Raw genomic sequence first — 16,699 nt, 5'->3', positions numbered from 1 at the left:
CCGGGGATGAATAAACTTGCCGCCTTCCCTAAATTCAAAATCCATAGGATTTACATATAATTAGAGGAAGAAAAATGACAATATTGAATCACACCCTCGGTTTCCCTCGCGTTGGCCTGCGTCGCGAGCTGAAAAAAGCGCAAGAGAGTTATTGGGCCGGGAACACCACGCGTGAAGAACTGCTGGCAGTAGGGCGTGAACTGCGTGCTCGTCACTGGGATCAACAAAAGCAAGCGGGTATCGACCTGCTGCCGGTGGGCGATTTTGCCTGGTACGATCATGTCCTGACCACCAGCCTGCTGCTGGGTAACGTTCCGGCGCGTCACCAGAACAAAGATGGTTCGGTAGATATCGACACCCTGTTCCGTATTGGTCGTGGACGTGCACCGACTGGCGAACCTGCGGCGGCAGCGGAAATGACCAAATGGTTTAACACCAACTATCACTACATGGTGCCGGAGTTCGTTAAAGGCCAGCAGTTCAAACTGACCTGGACGCAGCTGCTGGAGGAAGTGGACGAGGCGCTGGCGCTGGGCCACAAGGTCAAGCCCGTGCTGCTGGGGCCGGTTACCTACCTGTGGCTGGGTAAAGTGAAAGGTGAACAGTTTGATCGCCTGAGCCTGCTGAGCGACATTCTGCCGGTTTATCAGCAAGTGCTGGCAGAACTGGCAAAACGTGGCATTGAGTGGGTACAGATCGACGAACCCGCACTGGTACTGGAACTGCCGCAGGCGTGGCTGGACGCCTATAAACCCGCTTACGACGCGCTCCAGGGCCAGGTGAAACTGCTGCTGACTACCTATTTTGAAGGCGTAACGCCAAATCTCGACACCATTACTGCGCTGCCTGTTCAGGGTCTGCATGTCGATCTCGTACATGGTAAAGATGACGTTGCTGAACTGCACAAGCGTCTGCCTTCTGACTGGCTGCTGTCTGCGGGTCTTATCAATGGTCGTAACGTCTGGCGCGCCGATCTTACCGAGAAATATGCGCAAATTAAGGACATTGTCGGCAAACGCGATTTGTGGGTGGCATCTTCCTGCTCATTGCTGCACTGCCCTATCGACCTGAGCGTGGAAACGCGTCTTGATGCAGAAGTGAAAAGCTGGTTTGCCTTCGCCCTGCAAAAATGCCATGAACTGGCATTGCTGCGCGATGCGCTGAACAGTGGTGACACGGCAGCTCTGGCAGAGTGGAGCGCTCCGATTCAGGCGCGTCGTCACTCTACTCGTGTACATAATCCGGCAGTAGAAAAGCGTCTGGCGGCGATCACCGCCCAGGACAGTCAGCGTGCGAATGTCTATGAAGTGCGTGCTGAAGCCCAGCGTGCGCGTTTTAAACTGCCCGCGTGGCCGACCACCACGATTGGCTCTTTCCCGCAAACCACAGAAATCCGTACCCTGCGTCTGGATTTCAAAAAGGGTAATCTCGACGCCAACAACTATCGTACGGGCATTGCAGAACATATCAAGCAGGCCATTGTTGAGCAGGAACGTCTGGGTCTGGATGTGCTGGTGCATGGTGAGGCCGAGCGTAATGACATGGTGGAATACTTTGGCGAGCACCTCGACGGGTTTGTCTTTACGCAAAACGGTTGGGTACAGAGTTACGGTTCCCGCTGCGTGAAGCCACCGATTGTCATTGGTGACGTTAGGCGCCCGGCACCGATTACTGTGGAGTGGGCGAAGTATGCGCAATCGCTGACTGATAAACCGGTGAAAGGGATGCTGACTGGCCCGGTGACCATTCTCTGCTGGTCGTTCCCGCGTGAAGATGTCAGCCGTGAAACCATCGCCAAACAAATTGCGCTGGCGCTGCGTGATGAAGTGGCCGATCTGGAAGCCGCTGGAATTGGCATCATCCAGATTGATGAACCGGCGCTACGCGAAGGTTTACCGCTGCGTCGCAGCGACTGGGATGCCTATCTCCAGTGGGGCGTGGAGGCTTTCCGTATCAACGCTGCCGTAGCGAAAGATGACACGCAAATCCACACTCACATGTGTTACTGCGAGTTCAACGACATCATGGATTCGATTGCGGCGCTGGATGCTGACGTCATCACAATCGAAACCTCGCGTTCCGACATGGAGTTGCTGGAGTCGTTTGAAGAGTTTGATTATCCGAATGAAATCGGTCCTGGCGTCTATGACATTCACTCGCCAAACGTACCGAGCGTGGAATGGATTGAGTCCCTGCTGAAGAAAGCGGCACAACGCATTCCGGCAGAGCGTCTGTGGGTCAACCCGGACTGTGGTCTGAAAACGCGCGGCTGGCCAGAAACCCGCGCGGCACTGGCGAACATGGTGCAGGCGGCGCAGAATTTGCGTCGGGGGTGATGAGTATTAACGAGTCACTGTAAATTGCAGTACGATGAAAGAGGCGAAACTGCCTGATACCAGGCCTACATAATTTATTCAATTTATTGAATTTTCAAGATTTAGTTGGCCAGATAAGGCGTTCACGCCGCATCCGGCATGAACAACACGCACTTTGCCAATAATCTGATGGCTTCCATCACCGGAAGCCATTTTGCTATCTGCGGCCGTTCAGACACAGAAATAACCGAATCATTTTTTTCGCAAAATATAATCCTGAGCGATTTGTTCAGTAATCAACGCTACGTTATTTATTCTCACTTTTCACGAGATTGTATCCCTTTTCAGTAACGTGGTAGTGAGGCATAGACTTATGTCCGCTATCCTCAATAATAACCAAACCCTCGTTAGCTAATTTGTTAACAATGTTAATAACATTACCGAATCCTGGAATTTGCCTTATAGATAGTGTGCGATCGAGATTCATCCAGTTCCAGTTTATATCTTTCTCAGCCATAACTTTCAGTACGTTAATTTCAGTTTCAGTTATCATAGTCAAGTGCATCCTGGTGGTATAAGTCATTAAGTTCTCCCTTAAGTTTATAATCTTCTAGAGTAGCAGTATGCGTATGATTCCAGAGTGCATAGCCTGCGTCACCATCAGGTTGTCCTGTTTCCCAACCAAGATTACAGTAACGCTGATATTCCCGACATTCATGAGTATAGAAGTTAAGATCTACTTGTTCTGGGGGGATTTTTCCTTTCTCAATGTCTTTCAGTCTATTGATCATCACTTCATTTACAGGGTCATGACCAAATCTGGCTATGTGTTTTTCAACAATAGCGATACCTTCCCTGTTGATTGTTACGCCATCTGTCGTCAGATTTTCTATTGGACCACCGGCAAGGTCGGGATTAAATGGTCTTCCTGATACTGCTCCTCTGGCTCCGAAATGCTCAAGTGATTCCAAATCAGGGAGTCTCATTCTCCCCAGAACTGCTCCAGCAACTATTGAAGCACCAGCGATGAGTAACCCTTTGTTATCCATAACTTGATCGTAACCAGCAGGTGCATCTCCCCCCAACTTGTTTGCTGTTTCCCTGAATCCTTCGATATTCCCATTGTATATGCCGCCAGCAGCAAGCAGTCTGCCAACAGCTTTACTATTGAGTGTTTTGAGGCCATTATCATCTTTAGTTTTTGGCCGTGGTATAAACAGACGATTGTAGTTATCGGGAAATGCCAAATAACTAAATTCAGTATTAGCAATCAGATGCCTGGAGAGTATATATTCATAACTGACAGTGATGGTTTCTGTATCCAGATTGTTCTCCGTAAACAGGTGATTGATTGCTGATAAGAGCGCGCCGCGGAGTTGAATGTTGTAATATTTCTCCCATCGACCAAATCTATTGATCCGATAGAAGTCAAACTCCATGAACAACTGCTCGTTATTGTTAATAGCGTTAATAAGTAACGGGGAGCTTTTGTCAATCAACTTACAGAAACTAAGGCCATGCAAATGTGACCCTTTTCCTGTATTCGTAATACTATTAGAGAGCGAGAACGCGAAGATTTCATCTTCATGACCAATCTGCCAGCGATTACCTATTGATGTGCTCGTTCCACAACGAGAGGAAATACATCCGTGTTGTTCTCCGGTTATGGTCAGGTAAATAATATCACTCATCCTTGAAAAACCTTTTGTTAATTCTTTTGTGAAAGAAAAATAGTATTGTTATTTTTTATCTTTATTTACGCCTAATAGGGATGAACTAAAATGTGAAAAACAAAATGTTTCACTTTAATATCTTTTTATCAGGAAGGTCTGAGATAATTTATAATTAATGTGAATATGTTGATAATAATTAATGTTTGTTTGAGAATGGGAGTTGATGGTAAATCTTTAAGGTATCTGCCAGTGAAGAGACTCATTTATGACTATGACTTGCCGACTTTCTTAAGGTCAAATAGCGGAGTCGTGCTCTCCAATCAATTCATACTGATTATTTTTTGGGGGACAGAGATGGCAGCAAAACGCATTCGTTCACTCACCATCTCAAATATAGACTAAGAGGAAACTAATTCCGTTTCCCACCATACCGCTTAAACCACTCCAGCATTCGCTGCCAGCCATCTTTCGCAGATTCGGCATGATAGCTCGGGCGATAATCGGCGTTGAATGCATGCCCGGCATCCGGGTAGACGATAATCTCTGCTTTCGCATTAGCAGCCCGCAGCGCCTGGCGCATGGTTTCAACGCTCTCCTGCGGAATGCTGTTATCCTGACCACCATATAAGCCGAGAACCGGCGCGTTAAGATCGGTTGCGATATCAACAGGTTGTTTCGGTGAATTCAGCGACTTATCGCCTGTCAGTTTGCCGTACCATGCCACCGCCGCTTTCAGTTGCGGGTTATGCGCAGCATACAGCCAGGTGATGCGCCCACCCCAGCAAAATCCGGTGATCATTAAGCGATGAACATCGCCGCCGTTGCGTGACGCCCAACTGGCGACATGATCGAGATCGGCCAGCACCTGCGAGTCAGGCACTTTTGCTACCAGACCGCTAAGCAGCGTAGGGATATCGGCAAAATCATTCGGATCGCCTTCGCGGAAGTAAAGTTCAGGTGCGATAGCCAGATACCCCTCCAGTGCCAGACGGCGACAAATATCGCGGATATGTTCATGCACGCCAAAAATTTCCTGCACTACAATGACCACTGGTAGTAGGCCATCGCTCTGCTTTGGTCTGGCATGGTAAGCAGGCATGTTATCCCCTTGTGAAGGGATAGAGGTGATGCCTGCTACAATCGCGTCATCCGGGGTCTGAACGATGGTCGAAGCGAGAGGTGATGTAGCAGGTGCAAATCCAGATTGTTGTGTTGTTGCCATGGTATTCTCCGTACCCTTATAAAAATGTTGCGCAATGTTAACTATAGTCAGCATGCAACAAATCACATTGCCTGAATCGGCTCATCTTTTATGCAGTCATGCAGAATGAAGAGTGATTTATGTGATTCGCATCACTCTTGCTGGGTAAATTTATGCAACGCATTTGCATCAAGGTGATGAGTGTCACGAAAAAATGTTAAACCCTTCGGTAAAGTGTCTTTTTGCTTCTTCTGACTAAACCGATTCACAGAGGAGTTGTTTATGTCCAAGTCTGATGTTTTTCATCTCGGCCTCACTAAAAACGATTTACAAGGGGCTACGCTTGCCATCGTTCCTGGCGACCCGGATCGCGTGGAAAAAATTGCAACGCTGATGGAAAAGCCAGTTAAGCTGGCATCTCACCGCGAATTCACCACCTGGCGTGCTGAGCTGGATGGTAAACCTATCATTGTTTGTTCTACTGGTATCGGTGGTCCTTCCACCTCTATTGCTGTTGAAGAGCTGGCACAGCTGGGTATCCGTACTTTCCTGCGTATTGGTACTACGGGCGCAATTCAGCCGCATATCAATGTCGGCGATGTGCTGGTGACCACTGCGTCTGTTCGTCTGGATGGCGCGAGCCTGCACTTCGCTCCGCTGGAGTTCCCGGCTGTGGCTGATTTCGAATGTACGACCGCGCTGGTTGAAGCGGCGAAGTCAATTGGTGCAACCACTCACGTTGGCGTGACGGCTTCTTCCGACACCTTCTACCCAGGCCAGGAACGCTACGACACTTACTCTGGTCGTGTTGTGCGCCACTTTAAAGGTTCGATGGAAGAGTGGCAGGCGATGGGCGTAATGAACTATGAAATGGAATCTGCAACCCTGCTGACCATGTGTGCAAGCCAGGGCCTGCGTGCGGGTATGGTGGCGGGCGTTATCGTCAATCGTACCCAGCAAGAGATCCCGAATGCTGAGACGATGAAACAAACCGAAAGCCATGCGGTGAAAATCGTGGTGGAAGCGGCGCGTCGTCTGCTGAAATAAAAAAACGCTCCCTGGCTTAGGGGAGCATTCCGATTGTTGTTAACGTGTGCTTTGTTCATGCCGGATGCGGCGTGATCGCCTTATCCGGCCTACAAAAGCATGCAAATTCAATATATTGCATTTCTGTGGTAGGCCTGATAAGCGCAGCGCATCAGGCAATTTAGCGTTTGTCATCAGTCTCATACTCCCCAACGTCGGGGAGCGATATCAATTACTGACGCCGTAAGCGCATAATTTTGCGTATTATTGGCGTCAGTAGCGTAAAGGCTGCCAGTGTCAGCAATGCCAGGGTTATCGGTCGGGTATACAGAAAGTCGAGTGACCCACCAGAAAGCGACAGCGCACGGCGAAAATTACTTTCTGCCATCGGGCCCATAATCAATGCCAGCACTACGGGTGACGCCGGATACCCCCCTTTTTGCATGAAATAGCCCACCACGCCTGCAATCAGCATAATGCCAACATCAAACAGGCTATTGTTCAACGCATAAGTCCCGACCACACAAAGTGCGAGGATCATCGGTGTGAGAATATTGCCGGGAATTTTCACCACGTTACCGATGACTTTCAAAGAGAGCAGTCCAAGAACTAGCAGCATGAAGTAACAAAAGATCATGCCGACAAACAGCGTATAAACCATATCGCCGTGGTCGGTAAACATCAGTGGGCCTGGCTGCATCCCTTGTAACGTTAACGCGCCCAGCATGATGGCAGTTACCGCATCGCCTGGGATCCCCAGCGTCAGCATAGGTAACAATGCGCCACCGGTGCAGCCATTCGCGCCTGCCTCACAGGAGGCCACCGCCTTAATCTCACCCTTACCAAAGTTTTCAGGCGTCTTACTGAAACGACGAGTTTCGTTATAGGCAACAAAAGCTGCAATATCTGCCCCCGCACCGGGGATCATGCCAATAAAAACCCCTAATCCTGATGAGCGCAAAATGGTTAATGCGATGCGGCGTAGTGTTTGCCAGGGCAGTAACAGACTGCCGATAGCCACCTTCGCCCCCTGACGAATTTGCTGGTTTTGCTCCATAGAGCGGAATGCTTCTGAAGCAGCAAACAGACCAATCATCACCGGGATAAATGGCACATTCATCAGTTCCACAAACCCGCCCGTAAAGCGTGGAAAACCGCCCATCGGATCGAGGCCTATCGTTGCGATCAGTAATCCGCCAACCCCGGCAATCAGCCCTTTAATCAGTGACTCACCGGAAATACTGGCAATAATACTTAGCCCGAAGGTTGCCAGGGCGAAGGACTCCGAGGCACTAAATTTCAGCGCCCAACTCGCAAGTACCGGAGAGAGAAACATCAATACGATAATGCTGAGCGTTCCACCGCTAAAAGAAGAGAACGTGGCGGCACTTAACGCCAGCCCGGCTTTTCCCTGCTTCGTTAACTCATAACCGTCAATGGCGGTGGCAGCGGCGGCAGGTGTACCGGGAATTTTGAGCAAAATTGCGGTGATAGAACCACCATACACACCACCAAAAAAGACACCGCAAATCATCAACAAGCCAGAAACAGGCTCCATGCCGTAGGTGAAAGGCAGCAAAATCGCCACACCCATGGTCGCTGTCAGGCCAGGCAGAGCGCCAATCATAATACCCAGCATCACTCCAAACGTGGCAAACAGCAGCGCCTGAGGATTACTGAGTAATGTCGAAAACCCCTGAGTTAAAAGTTCACTTTCAAACATTGCAGGCCCCTGTTATTCGAAAAATGTGCCGACAGGCAATGGCACCTGTAACGCTTCGACAAACAGCAACCAGAGGATTGCCGTTAACAGCAGCGCAATACCCGGTGTGAGTACCCATCGCCTGTAGCCCATCAACGTCATAATGACGATGAGGAAAACAGGAGTAGTAATGAGATAACCACAGTAGCTCATCGCCACAATATAAAACGCGGTTACCGCAATTCCTGTTGCCGTTTTCCTGAATGCCGGTTTTTCCTGTGCGTTGGCGCAAGGGACTGGTTTTGCCAGCAAAAGATCGCGTATCACCAGTAAGACAGCGAGCACAATCAGAGCGCAGGCATAGAAAGTAGGGAAGGCACTTGCACCGGGATCCGTTTCAATGGCAGTTGCTGGAAAATCAGCGGCATTAATTATCACCGCGCCAGCAACCACACAAAGTAACAGCGCCACCACCACAGTGGATGAAAGGCGCTTGCGGTGCGGTACGGCGAGTTGAGCAACAGACTGTTTTGTGTTCATCGACCGTACCTCGGGATTATTTTTTCAGGCCCAGGCGAGTCAGCAGCTCGTCAAAGTACTTTTCCTGCTCGTTGATTTGGGTCTGGAAGCTGGCACCATCAAGCCATGCATAGTTGAGATTCAACTTTTGCAGTGCATCCTGGAATGCAGGCTCTTCAGCCGTCTCTTTTGCGGCCTTAGCCAGAACATCCACCACATCCTGCGGCGTTTTTTGCGACACAATCAGGCCGCGCCAGGTGCCGATGGAGAGATCAACGCCTTTCTCTTTTAACGTCGGGACGTCAGGCATGGTTTTCATACGTTCATCCGCCATCACTACCAGTGTCTTCAGCTTGCCGCCTTTCACATGATTGATAACTTCACCTGGGCTTACGGAAACCGCTTCAATATGCCCGCCTAACAGGCCTGTAATGGCAGGGGCTGCGCCGTCATACGGGACATGAGAAAACTTCGCGCCCGTTTTGTCTTCCAGTGCAGCTGCCGCCAGATGCCAGATTGCTCCGGTGCCTGAGTTACCAATGCGTACTTTTCCGGGATTCGCTTTGGCGTAAGTCATAAATTCTTCATAGCTATTCCACGGTGCATCGGCACGGACGGTGATAGCCGCAGGATCCGCATTCAGACGGGCAATGGGTTTAAAGTCGCTGGTTTTAAAACGCACCATTCCGAGACTGGGAAGGGTGGTCAGTTCAACCGTGCCTAAACCCATTTTGTAACCGTTAGGACGGGCAGCGGCGATTTCACTCAGGCCGATAGCGCCGCCACCGCCAGGTTTATTGATAACCCCGATGCTGACGGGCAAATGGTTTTTGGCGGCATCAGCAAAGGCACGGGCAACCAGATCCGTACCGCCTCCGGCCGCGTAGGGTACGACTAACTCGATCTGTTTGGTTGGCCAGGAGGCCGCCTGCACAGGCGCAGTGCTGAGGGCAGCGCCGGCAAGAAGTACCATTGCAGCCATTTTTTTCGGTAAGGTAAGATGTTTTATCATTGCTTTTATATCCTTATTTATCAGTTAGTTGCTATTTAAATTGTTCCATGCGTTCATAAACAGTACTGCATTTTCATAGACTTGCTCTGGCGTCATGCCGGGGCGATATAGCGCAGAACCGAGGCCAAAGCCGTTTGCGCCGTGGCTCAGATAACGCGCTATTGTGTCTGGAGTGATACCGCCAACCGGTAACATCGGAACGGATTGTGGAATAACCGCACGCCAGGCTTTGGTGACTTCAGGCGTAATTTGTTCAGCCGGGAACAGCTTGATGGCATTGGCGCCATGTTCAATGGCAGCAAAAGCTTCGGTGGGCGTAGCGACGCCAGGCGCACAATACATACCCAGCGCACGGGCACGACGGATCACCGCAGTATCGCAATGCGGCATCACGATAATCTGGCCTCCAGCCTCTTTAACCGCGACGACTTGCTCCACCGAAAGCACAGTTCCGGCTCCGACCAGGCAGTCCTTAGGCAGGGCGTCGCGCAGTAAACTGATACTTTGCAACGGCTCCGGCGAGTTCATGGGAATCTCAATCAGGCGAAATCCAGCGGCATACAGCTTTTCACCGATGGCGACAATTTCATCCGGTTTTACGCCGCGTAAAATGGCGACTAACCCGGTTTTTTGCAAAAGCGTATTAAATGGCATGAGTACATTCCCTGGCGTTGGTGGAGAGTAGCCCGGCAGCGTGGGCGATTCGCCATAACCCCTGTTCAGTGGCATTAGGAATGGCGTGTAGCTGTCTGTCGGGAAAAACGTGGCTGAATGCTTGTGAATAGCGGCTGTTCAGAGTGGCGCTACCGATTAAGGCGATCGGTGTTGTGGCGGGTAAATCACGTAGCAAACTGGATGCCAGACCGCATAATTCATGGCCTATCAGTAATCCTGAAAGGTAATCCCCCTGCGAGGACGGCGTAAGATTACTGGTCAGCAGGCGCGAACGGGTCGAAAACAGCGTCGATAATAATCCGGTCTGATGATGCTCTTGTGCTGATTTCAGCCCATGGGTGAAGGCATCCCAGTGCGGTTCATCTCCCGAACGCATGGTGGCACCGAGAATCGAATGGCGGGATAAAACATCAAATAACTCGCCTGTCATAAAGGTTCGGAAATCGGTAATGGTGTTGTTTTCAACTACCGCCCATTTCGCATGTGTGCCAGGTAAGCCAATCAGCACAGGCATACCCTGGCGGATCGCGTTTTGCAGGGCCGGTTCCATCGAGATAGCACCGAAGATTTGTGTCTCTTCACCACGCATCACTTCGGGCATTTCACCTTCTTTAATCACGCCAGGAATGATGTGCAGCATTGTCTGCTGCTGGTGGATAACAGGCGTCAACTGCTTTGCCAGACCCTCAAGAGTGACCGGGCAAGGTAAATAAGCTGCGGGTTTCCATCCTTGCGCACTGCCGATCATGCCGCAAGCCAGAACCGGGCATGGGGATTGTGCCAGCCAGTCGCCGCAGACACGTAAAAACGTATCGTGGAAAGCGTCCTCACGTGTTGCTGCCTGGGAGGGTAATTTCATGATCCCCCACGGGAATTCACGTTTTTCTTGTGGATTTGGTGAGTCGCCAAAACGCCATGCCCGAAGCGATGACGTTCCCCAGTCCAGGGCAATAAATGAGGTGTTTCCCGACATTAGCCGTTTCCTTTAGTCATGGTTTATTTATTTTTGCGGACATGCTTACCCCAGCCCAGTTCAGCGGATATCTCTTCTGCACAGGATTTGACGTAAGGTGCCAGTTCTTCCAGACGCGCCAGCGACATATATGTGGTGGTGCTGGCGACAGAAATGGCCGCCACAATTTCATTCCGGGCGTTGTAAACCGGGGCTGCAACGCAACGGATAGTGGGCTCGTTCTCTTCCAGATCAAAAGCAAAACCACTGGCGGCATAACGGCGCATGTTTTGTATAAATGCGCCCAGTTTTGTTTCATCACCACAAGTCAAAAATAGCGTGCGCCACTCTTCTTCTGTTCGGTTGAGGATCAAAGCCTTACCGATTCCCGTAATCGCCAGAGGCATGCGATGCCCAGGACGTGAGCGCATCTCCAGCCCGCGCTGACTGTTGATCTTCTCCAGATACAGCACTTCGTCGCCTTCAACGATCCCCAGATGCACAGTGTCCAGGGTGTAACGGGCAAGGCGTTGCAAAACGGGCAGCGCAACTTCGTACAGCGAGGTGCTTTCCAGCGCTCTGGCACCGAATTCGATCAGTTTGGCGCCCAGTTGGTAGCCCTGCGTTGGGACGTGGCGCAGGTAGCGTTGTTCCACCAGAACGGTGACTAAACGATGGGTTGTGCTCCGGGTCGTGCCGGTGAACTCGCCGATACTTTTCAGGTCATGGCAGCCGTTATAAACAGCATTAAGAACCGCCAGCCCGCGTAATAACGTTTGTGCGCCAGCGGTGGTTGAAGAGGTATCTGCCATACGTTTCTCCTGATGATATTGCTGAAGTGTTCCACATAATGACGTGGGGAAAAGGTGATATATCCCACAATATAAACTACGTCTCATATTGTGGGATAAAATAATAAAAATTAAGGATCGTTTTGCGTAGCGCCTCGCAGGAAACTTCTTTCAAACTGGACGTTTGTACAGCACAATTCTATTTTGTGCGGGTAAGTAATGAGGCTGGAGGCGTTGTGGATATCTCAATCATGGTTTACGCAGTTATTGCGTTGGTGAGCGTGGCGATTGGCTGGCTGATTGCCAGTTATCAGCATGCGCAGCAAAAAGCCGAGCAATTCGCTGAACGTGAAGAGATGGTCGCGGAGTTAAGTGCGGCAAAACAACAAATTACCCAAAGCGAACATTGGCGTGCTGAGTGCGAGTTACTCAATAATGAAGTGCGCAGTCTGCAAAGCATTAACACCTCGCTGGAGGCGGATCTGCGTGAGGTCACCACGCGAATGGAGGCCGTACAGCAACATGCTGACGATAAAATTCGCCAAATGATCAACAGCGAACAGCGCCTCAGTGAGCAGTTTGAAAACCTCGCCAACCGTATTTTCGAGCACAGCAATCGCCGGGTTGATGAGCAAAACCGTCAGAGTCTGAACAGCCTGTTGTCGCCACTACGTGAACAACTGGACGGTTTTCGCCGTCAGGTTCAGGACAGTTTCGGTAAAGAAGCACAAGAACGCCATACCCTGACTCACGAAATACGCAATCTCCAGCAGCTCAACGCGCAAATGGCCCAGGAAGCGATCAACCTGACGCGTGCGCTGAAAGGCGACAATAAAACCCAGGGCAACTGGGGCGAGGTAGTATTGACGCGTGTGCTGGAGGCTTCCGGTCTGCGTGAAGGGTATGAATATGAAACCCAGGTCAGCATCGAAAATGACGCCCGCTCGCGGATGCAGCCGGATGTCATCGTGCGGTTGCCGCAGGGAAAAGATGTGGTGATCGACGCCAAAATGACGCTGGTCGCCTATGAACGCTATTTCAACGCAGAAGACGACTACACCCGCGAAAGCTCGCTACAGGAACATATCGCGTCGGTGCGTAACCACATCCGCTTGCTGGGGCGTAAAGATTATCAACAGCTGCCGGGGCTACGAACGCTGGATTACGTGCTGATGTTTATCCCTGTTGAGCCCGCATTTTTACTGGCGCTTGACCGCCAGCCGGAGCTGATCACCGAAGCTTTGAAAAACAATATTATGCTGGTTAGCCCGACTACGCTGCTGGTGGCGCTGCGCACTATCGCCAACCTCTGGCGCTATGAGCATCAAAGCCGCAACGCTCAGAAAATAGCCGATCGTGCCAGCAAGTTGTACGACAAGATGCGTTTGTTTGTTGATGACATGTCAGCGATCGGTCAAAGTCTGGACAAAGCGCAGGATAACTATCGCCAGGCAATGAAAAAACTCTCTTCAGGTCGCGGAAATGTGCTGGCGCAGGCAGAAGCGTTTCGCGGTTTAGGAGTAGAAATTAAACGCGAGATTAATCCGGATTTGGCTGAACAAGCGGTGAGCCAGGATGAAGAGTATCGACTGCGGTCGGTACCGGAGCAGCCGAATGATGAAGCTTATCAACGCGATGATGAATATAATCAGCAGTCGCGCTAGCCCATTGGGGGTAGTTAAGCCGGGTAGAAATCTAGGGCATCGACGCCCAATCTGTTACACTTCTGGAACAATTTTTTGATGAGCAGGCATTGAGATGGTGGATAAGTCACAAGAAACGACGCACTTTGGTTTTCAGACCGTCGCGAAGGAACAAAAAGCGGATATGGTCGCCCACGTTTTCCATTCCGTGGCATCGAAATACGATGTCATGAATGATTTGATGTCTTTTGGCATACATCGTTTGTGGAAACGCTTCACGATTGATTGCAGTGGCGTACGCCGCGGGCAGACCGTGCTGGATCTGGCAGGCGGTACTGGCGACCTGACAGCGAAATTCTCCCGCCTGGTGGGTGAAACTGGCAAAGTGGTCCTTGCTGATATCAATGAATCCATGCTCAAAATGGGCCGCGAGAAGCTGCGTAATATTGGTGTGATTGGCAACGTTGAGTATGTTCAGGCGAACGCTGAGGCGCTGCCGTTCCCGGATAACACCTTTGATTGCATCACCATTTCGTTTGGTCTGCGTAACGTCACTGACAAAGATAAAGCTCTGCGTTCAATGTATCGCGTTCTGAAACCTGGCGGCCGACTGCTGGTGCTTGAGTTCTCGAAGCCGATTATCGAGCCGTTAAGTAAGGCCTATGACGCTTACTCCTTCCATGTGCTGCCGCGTATTGGCTCACTGGTCGCGAACGACGCTGACAGCTACCGTTATCTTGCTGAATCTATCCGCATGCATCCCGATCAGGACACCCTGAAAGCTATGATGCAGGATGCTGGATTCGAAAGTGTCGACTATTACAACCTGACGGCAGGGGTTGTGGCGCTGCATCGTGGTTATAAGTTCTGACAGGAGACCGGAAATGCCTTTTAAACCTTTAGTGACGGCAGGAATTGAAAGTCTGCTCAACACCTTCCTGTATCGTTCACCCGCGCTGAAAACGGCCCGCTCGCGTCTGCTGGGTAAAGTTTTGCGCGTGGAGGTAAAAGGCTTTTCGACGTCATTGATTCTGGTGTTCAGCGAACGCCAGGTCGATGTGCTGGGCGAATGGGCAGGAGATGCTGACTGCACCGTTATCGCCTACGCCAGCGTGTTGCCGAAACTTCGCGATCGCCAGCAGCTTGCTGCGTTAATTCGCAGCGGTGAGCTGGAAGTACAGGGCGATATTCAGGTGGTGCAAAACTTCGTTGCGCTGGCAGATCTGGCAGAGTTCGACCCTGCGGAACTGCTGGCCCCTTATACCGGTGATATCGCCGCTGAAGGTATCAGCAAAGCCCTGCGCGGAGGCGCAAAGTTCCTGCATCACAGCATTAAGCGCCAGCAACGTTATGTGGCAGAAGCCATTACTGAAGAGTGGCGTATGGCACCTGGTCCGCTTGAAGTGGCCTGGTTTGCGGAAGAGACGGCTGCCGTCGAGCGTGCTGTTGATGCCCTGACCAAACGGCTGGAAAAACTGGAGGCTAAATGACGCCAGGTGAAGTACGGCGCCTATATTTCATCATTCGCACTTTTTTAAGCTACGGACTTGATGAACTGATCCCCAAAATGCGTATCACCCTGCCGCTACGGCTATGGCGATACTCATTATTCTGGATGCCAAATCGGCATAAAGACAAACCTTTAGGTGAGCGGCTACGACTGGCCCTGCAAGAACTGGGGCCGGTATGGATCAAGTTCGGGCAAATGTTATCAACCCGCCGCGATCTTTTTCCGCCACATATTGCCGATCAGCTGGCGTTATTGCAGGACAAAGTCGCTCCGTTTGATGGCAAGCTGGCAAAGCAGCAGATTGAAGCTGCAATGGGCGGCTTGCCGGTAGACGCGTGGTTTGACGATTTTGAAATCAAGCCGCTGGCTTCTGCTTCTATCGCCCAGGTTCATACCGCGCGATTGAAATCGAATGGTAAAGAGGTGGTGATTAAAGTCATCCGCCCGGATATTTTGCCGGTCATTAAAGCGGATCTGAAACTTATCTACCGTCTGGCTCGCTGGGTGCCGCGTTTGCTGCCGGATGGTCGCCGTCTGCGCCCAACCGAAGTGGTGCGCGAGTACGAAAAGACATTGATTGATGAACTGAATTTGCTGCGGGAATCTGCCAACGCCATTCAGCTTCGGCGCAATTTTGAAGACAGCCCGATGCTCTACATCCCGGAAGTTTACCCTGACTATTGTAGTGAAGGGATGATGGTGATGGAGCGCATTTACGGCATTCCGGTTTCAGATGTCGCGGCGCTGGAGAAAAACGGCACCAACATGAAGTTGCTGGCAGAACGCGGCGTGCAGGTGTTCTTCACTCAGGTCTTTCGCGACAGTTTTTTCCATGCCGATATGCACCCTGGCAACATCTTCGTAAGCTATGAACACCCGGAAAACCCGAAATATATCGGCATTGATTGCGGGATCGTTGGCTCGCTAAACAAAGAAGATAAACGCTATCTGGCGGAAAACTTTATCGCCTTCTTTAATCGCGACTATCGCAAAGTGGCAGAGCTACACGTCGATTCTGGCTGGGTGCCGCCAGATACCAACGTTGAAGAGTTCGAATTTGCCATTCGTACGGTCTGTGAACCTATCTTTGAGAAACCGCTGGCCGAAATTTCGTTTGGACATGTGCTGTTAAATCTGTTTAATACGGCGCGTCGCTTCAATATGGAAGTGCAGCCGCAACTGGTGTTACTCCAGAAAACCCTGCTCTACGTCGAAGGGGTAGGACGCCAGCTTTATCCGCAGCTCGATTTATGGAAAACGGCGAAGCCTTTCCTTGAATCGTGGATTAAAGATCAGGTCGGTATTCCTGCGCTGGTGAGAGCATTTAAAGAAAAAGCGCCGTTCTGGGTCGAAAAAATGCCAGAACTGCCTGAACTGGTTTACGACAGTTTGCGCCAGGGCAAGTATTTACAGCACAGTGTTGATAAGATTGCCCGCGAGCTTCAGTCAAATCATGTACGTCAGGGACAATCGCGTTATTTTCTCGGAATTGGCGCTACGTTAGTATTAAGTGGCACATTCTTGTTGGTCAGCCGTCCTGAATGGGGGTTGATGCCCGGCTGGTTAATGGCAGGTGGTCTGATCGCCTGGTTTGTCGGTTGGCGCAAAACACGCTGATTTTTTCATCGCTCAAGGCGGGCCGTGTAACGTATAATGCGGCCTTGTTTAATCATCATCTAC

At 50.8% G+C, this 16,699-nt stretch carries 15 protein-coding genes; 6 read left to right on the top strand and 9 right to left on the bottom strand.

The genetic code is table 11. The annotated features are described in order from the left end of the window. Positions 1-74: 74 nt before the first annotated feature. Positions 75-2,336, top strand: coding sequence for a 5-methyltetrahydropteroyltriglutamate--homocysteine S-methyltransferase (metE, locus tag FQ015_RS17145; protein ID WP_160524308.1), 2,262 nt, complete (start codon positions 75-77; stop codon positions 2,334-2,336). A gap of 286 nt (positions 2,337-2,622) precedes the next feature. On the opposite strand, the gene FQ015_RS17140 is transcribed toward metE, so the two are convergent. The 3 genes from FQ015_RS17140 to FQ015_RS17130 form a co-directional block, all read right to left on the bottom strand. Further along, a complete protein-coding gene (locus FQ015_RS17140; protein ID WP_160524307.1) occupies positions 2,623-2,868 on the bottom strand; it encodes a MarR family transcriptional regulator in 246 nt (81 codons plus the stop codon). After that, positions 2,858-4,006, bottom strand: coding sequence for a type VI secretion system tube protein TssD (gene tssD / locus FQ015_RS17135; RefSeq protein WP_001280048.1), 1,149 nt, complete (start codon positions 4,004-4,006; stop codon positions 2,858-2,860). Before tssD ends, FQ015_RS17140 begins: the two co-directional genes overlap by 11 nt. 391 nt (positions 4,007-4,397) lie before the next feature. Continuing rightward, positions 4,398-5,210 carry a dienelactone hydrolase family protein gene (locus FQ015_RS17130; RefSeq protein ID WP_039020294.1) on the bottom strand — a complete coding sequence of 271 codons (813 nt, stop codon included), beginning with the start codon at positions 5,208-5,210 and terminating at the stop codon, positions 4,398-4,400. Between the two features lie 261 nt (positions 5,211-5,471). Between FQ015_RS17130 and udp the strand changes: the two genes are divergently transcribed. Then, a complete protein-coding gene (udp, locus tag FQ015_RS17125; protein WP_039020295.1) occupies positions 5,472-6,236 on the top strand; it encodes a uridine phosphorylase in 765 nt (254 codons plus the stop codon). A gap of 211 nt (positions 6,237-6,447) precedes the next feature. On the opposite strand, the gene FQ015_RS17120 is transcribed toward udp, so the two are convergent. From FQ015_RS17120 to FQ015_RS17095, 6 genes are read right to left on the bottom strand one after another with little or no spacing between them, the layout of a single operon-like run. Beyond that, positions 6,448-7,938, bottom strand: a complete 1,491-nt coding sequence (locus FQ015_RS17120; RefSeq protein ID WP_000463035.1) for a tripartite tricarboxylate transporter permease — start codon at positions 7,936-7,938, stop codon at positions 6,448-6,450. 12 nt (positions 7,939-7,950) lie between these two features. Beyond that, complete coding sequence (locus tag FQ015_RS17115) at positions 7,951-8,457, bottom strand: tripartite tricarboxylate transporter TctB family protein (protein ID WP_160524306.1); 507 nt, start codon at positions 8,455-8,457, stop codon at positions 7,951-7,953. Between the two features lie 16 nt (positions 8,458-8,473). Next, positions 8,474-9,448, bottom strand: coding sequence for a Bug family tripartite tricarboxylate transporter substrate binding protein (locus FQ015_RS17110; RefSeq protein WP_105284504.1), 975 nt, complete (start codon positions 9,446-9,448; stop codon positions 8,474-8,476). A 24-nt stretch (positions 9,449-9,472) separates the two neighbouring features. Further along, positions 9,473-10,102 (bottom strand): 2-dehydro-3-deoxy-6-phosphogalactonate aldolase, encoded by a 630-nt coding sequence (locus FQ015_RS17105; RefSeq protein ID WP_160524305.1) that lies wholly within the window; start codon positions 10,100-10,102, stop codon positions 9,473-9,475. Further along, the gene (locus FQ015_RS17100; RefSeq protein WP_039020297.1) at positions 10,092-11,096 is read right to left on the bottom strand and encodes a 2-dehydro-3-deoxygalactonokinase; all 1,005 of its coding nucleotides are present in this window, start codon (positions 11,094-11,096) and stop codon (positions 10,092-10,094) included. Before FQ015_RS17100 ends, FQ015_RS17105 begins: the two co-directional genes overlap by 11 nt. Before the next feature lie 23 nt (positions 11,097-11,119). Beyond that, a complete protein-coding gene (locus FQ015_RS17095) occupies positions 11,120-11,887 on the bottom strand; it encodes an IclR family transcriptional regulator (RefSeq protein ID WP_105271937.1) in 768 nt (255 codons plus the stop codon). Positions 11,888-12,102: 215 nt separating this feature from the next. On the opposite strand from FQ015_RS17095, the gene rmuC reads away from it, so the two are divergent. The 4 genes from rmuC (at position 12,103) to ubiB (ending at position 16,636) form a co-directional block, all read left to right on the top strand. Beyond that, positions 12,103-13,530, top strand: a complete 1,428-nt coding sequence (gene rmuC / locus FQ015_RS17090; protein WP_160524304.1) for a DNA recombination protein RmuC — start codon at positions 12,103-12,105, stop codon at positions 13,528-13,530. Between the two features lie 94 nt (positions 13,531-13,624). Further along, the gene (gene ubiE / locus FQ015_RS17085; protein ID WP_000227958.1) at positions 13,625-14,380 is read left to right on the top strand and encodes a bifunctional demethylmenaquinone methyltransferase/2-methoxy-6-polyprenyl-1,4-benzoquinol methylase UbiE; all 756 of its coding nucleotides are present in this window, start codon (positions 13,625-13,627) and stop codon (positions 14,378-14,380) included. 13 nt (positions 14,381-14,393) lie between these two features. Continuing rightward, positions 14,394-14,999 (top strand): ubiquinone biosynthesis protein UbiJ, encoded by a 606-nt coding sequence (gene ubiJ, locus FQ015_RS17080; protein WP_160524303.1) that lies wholly within the window; start codon positions 14,394-14,396, stop codon positions 14,997-14,999. Further along, entirely contained in the window at positions 14,996-16,636 is a 1,641-nt protein-coding gene (ubiB, locus tag FQ015_RS17075) for a ubiquinone biosynthesis regulatory protein kinase UbiB (RefSeq protein ID WP_000187541.1), read from the top strand. Before ubiJ ends, ubiB begins: the two co-directional genes overlap by 4 nt. The last annotated feature ends 63 nt before the right edge of the window (positions 16,637-16,699 follow it).

It is taken from the genome of Escherichia sp. HH26CH (assembly GCF_009820205.1).
Taxonomy (GTDB): Bacteria; Pseudomonadota; Gammaproteobacteria; order Enterobacterales; family Enterobacteriaceae; genus Escherichia; species Escherichia coli_F.
The sequence above is the reverse complement of the archived record's forward strand: the minus strand, read 5'-3'. Positions and strand labels throughout refer to the sequence as shown.

What these genes read in the sequence shown, in the direction of transcription:
- FQ015_RS17115 (WP_160524306.1), bottom strand. Translation starts at nt 8,457, where the DNA reads ATGAACACAAAACAGTCTGTTGCTCAACTCGCCGTACCGCACCGCAAG.
- FQ015_RS17110 (WP_105284504.1), bottom strand. Translation starts at nt 9,448, where the DNA reads ATGATAAAACATCTTACCTTACCGAAAAAAATGGCTGCAATGGTACTT.
- FQ015_RS17130 (WP_039020294.1), bottom strand. Translation starts at nt 5,210, where the DNA reads ATGGCAACAACACAACAATCTGGATTTGCACCTGCTACATCACCTCTC.
- ubiJ (WP_160524303.1), top strand. Translation starts at nt 14,394, where the DNA reads ATGCCTTTTAAACCTTTAGTGACGGCAGGAATTGAAAGTCTGCTCAAC.
- metE (WP_160524308.1), top strand. Translation starts at nt 75, where the DNA reads ATGACAATATTGAATCACACCCTCGGTTTCCCTCGCGTTGGCCTGCGT.
- FQ015_RS17105 (WP_160524305.1), bottom strand. Translation starts at nt 10,102, where the DNA reads ATGCCATTTAATACGCTTTTGCAAAAAACCGGGTTAGTCGCCATTTTA.
- udp (WP_039020295.1), top strand. Translation starts at nt 5,472, where the DNA reads ATGTCCAAGTCTGATGTTTTTCATCTCGGCCTCACTAAAAACGATTTA.
- tssD (WP_001280048.1), bottom strand. Translation starts at nt 4,006, where the DNA reads ATGAGTGATATTATTTACCTGACCATAACCGGAGAACAACACGGATGT.
- ubiB (WP_000187541.1), top strand. Translation starts at nt 14,996, where the DNA reads ATGACGCCAGGTGAAGTACGGCGCCTATATTTCATCATTCGCACTTTT.
- FQ015_RS17095 (WP_105271937.1), bottom strand. Translation starts at nt 11,887, where the DNA reads ATGGCAGATACCTCTTCAACCACCGCTGGCGCACAAACGTTATTACGC.
- ubiE (WP_000227958.1), top strand. Translation starts at nt 13,625, where the DNA reads ATGGTGGATAAGTCACAAGAAACGACGCACTTTGGTTTTCAGACCGTC.
- FQ015_RS17100 (WP_039020297.1), bottom strand. Translation starts at nt 11,096, where the DNA reads ATGTCGGGAAACACCTCATTTATTGCCCTGGACTGGGGAACGTCATCG.
- FQ015_RS17140 (WP_160524307.1), bottom strand. Translation starts at nt 2,868, where the DNA reads ATGATAACTGAAACTGAAATTAACGTACTGAAAGTTATGGCTGAGAAA.
- FQ015_RS17120 (WP_000463035.1), bottom strand. Translation starts at nt 7,938, where the DNA reads ATGTTTGAAAGTGAACTTTTAACTCAGGGGTTTTCGACATTACTCAGT.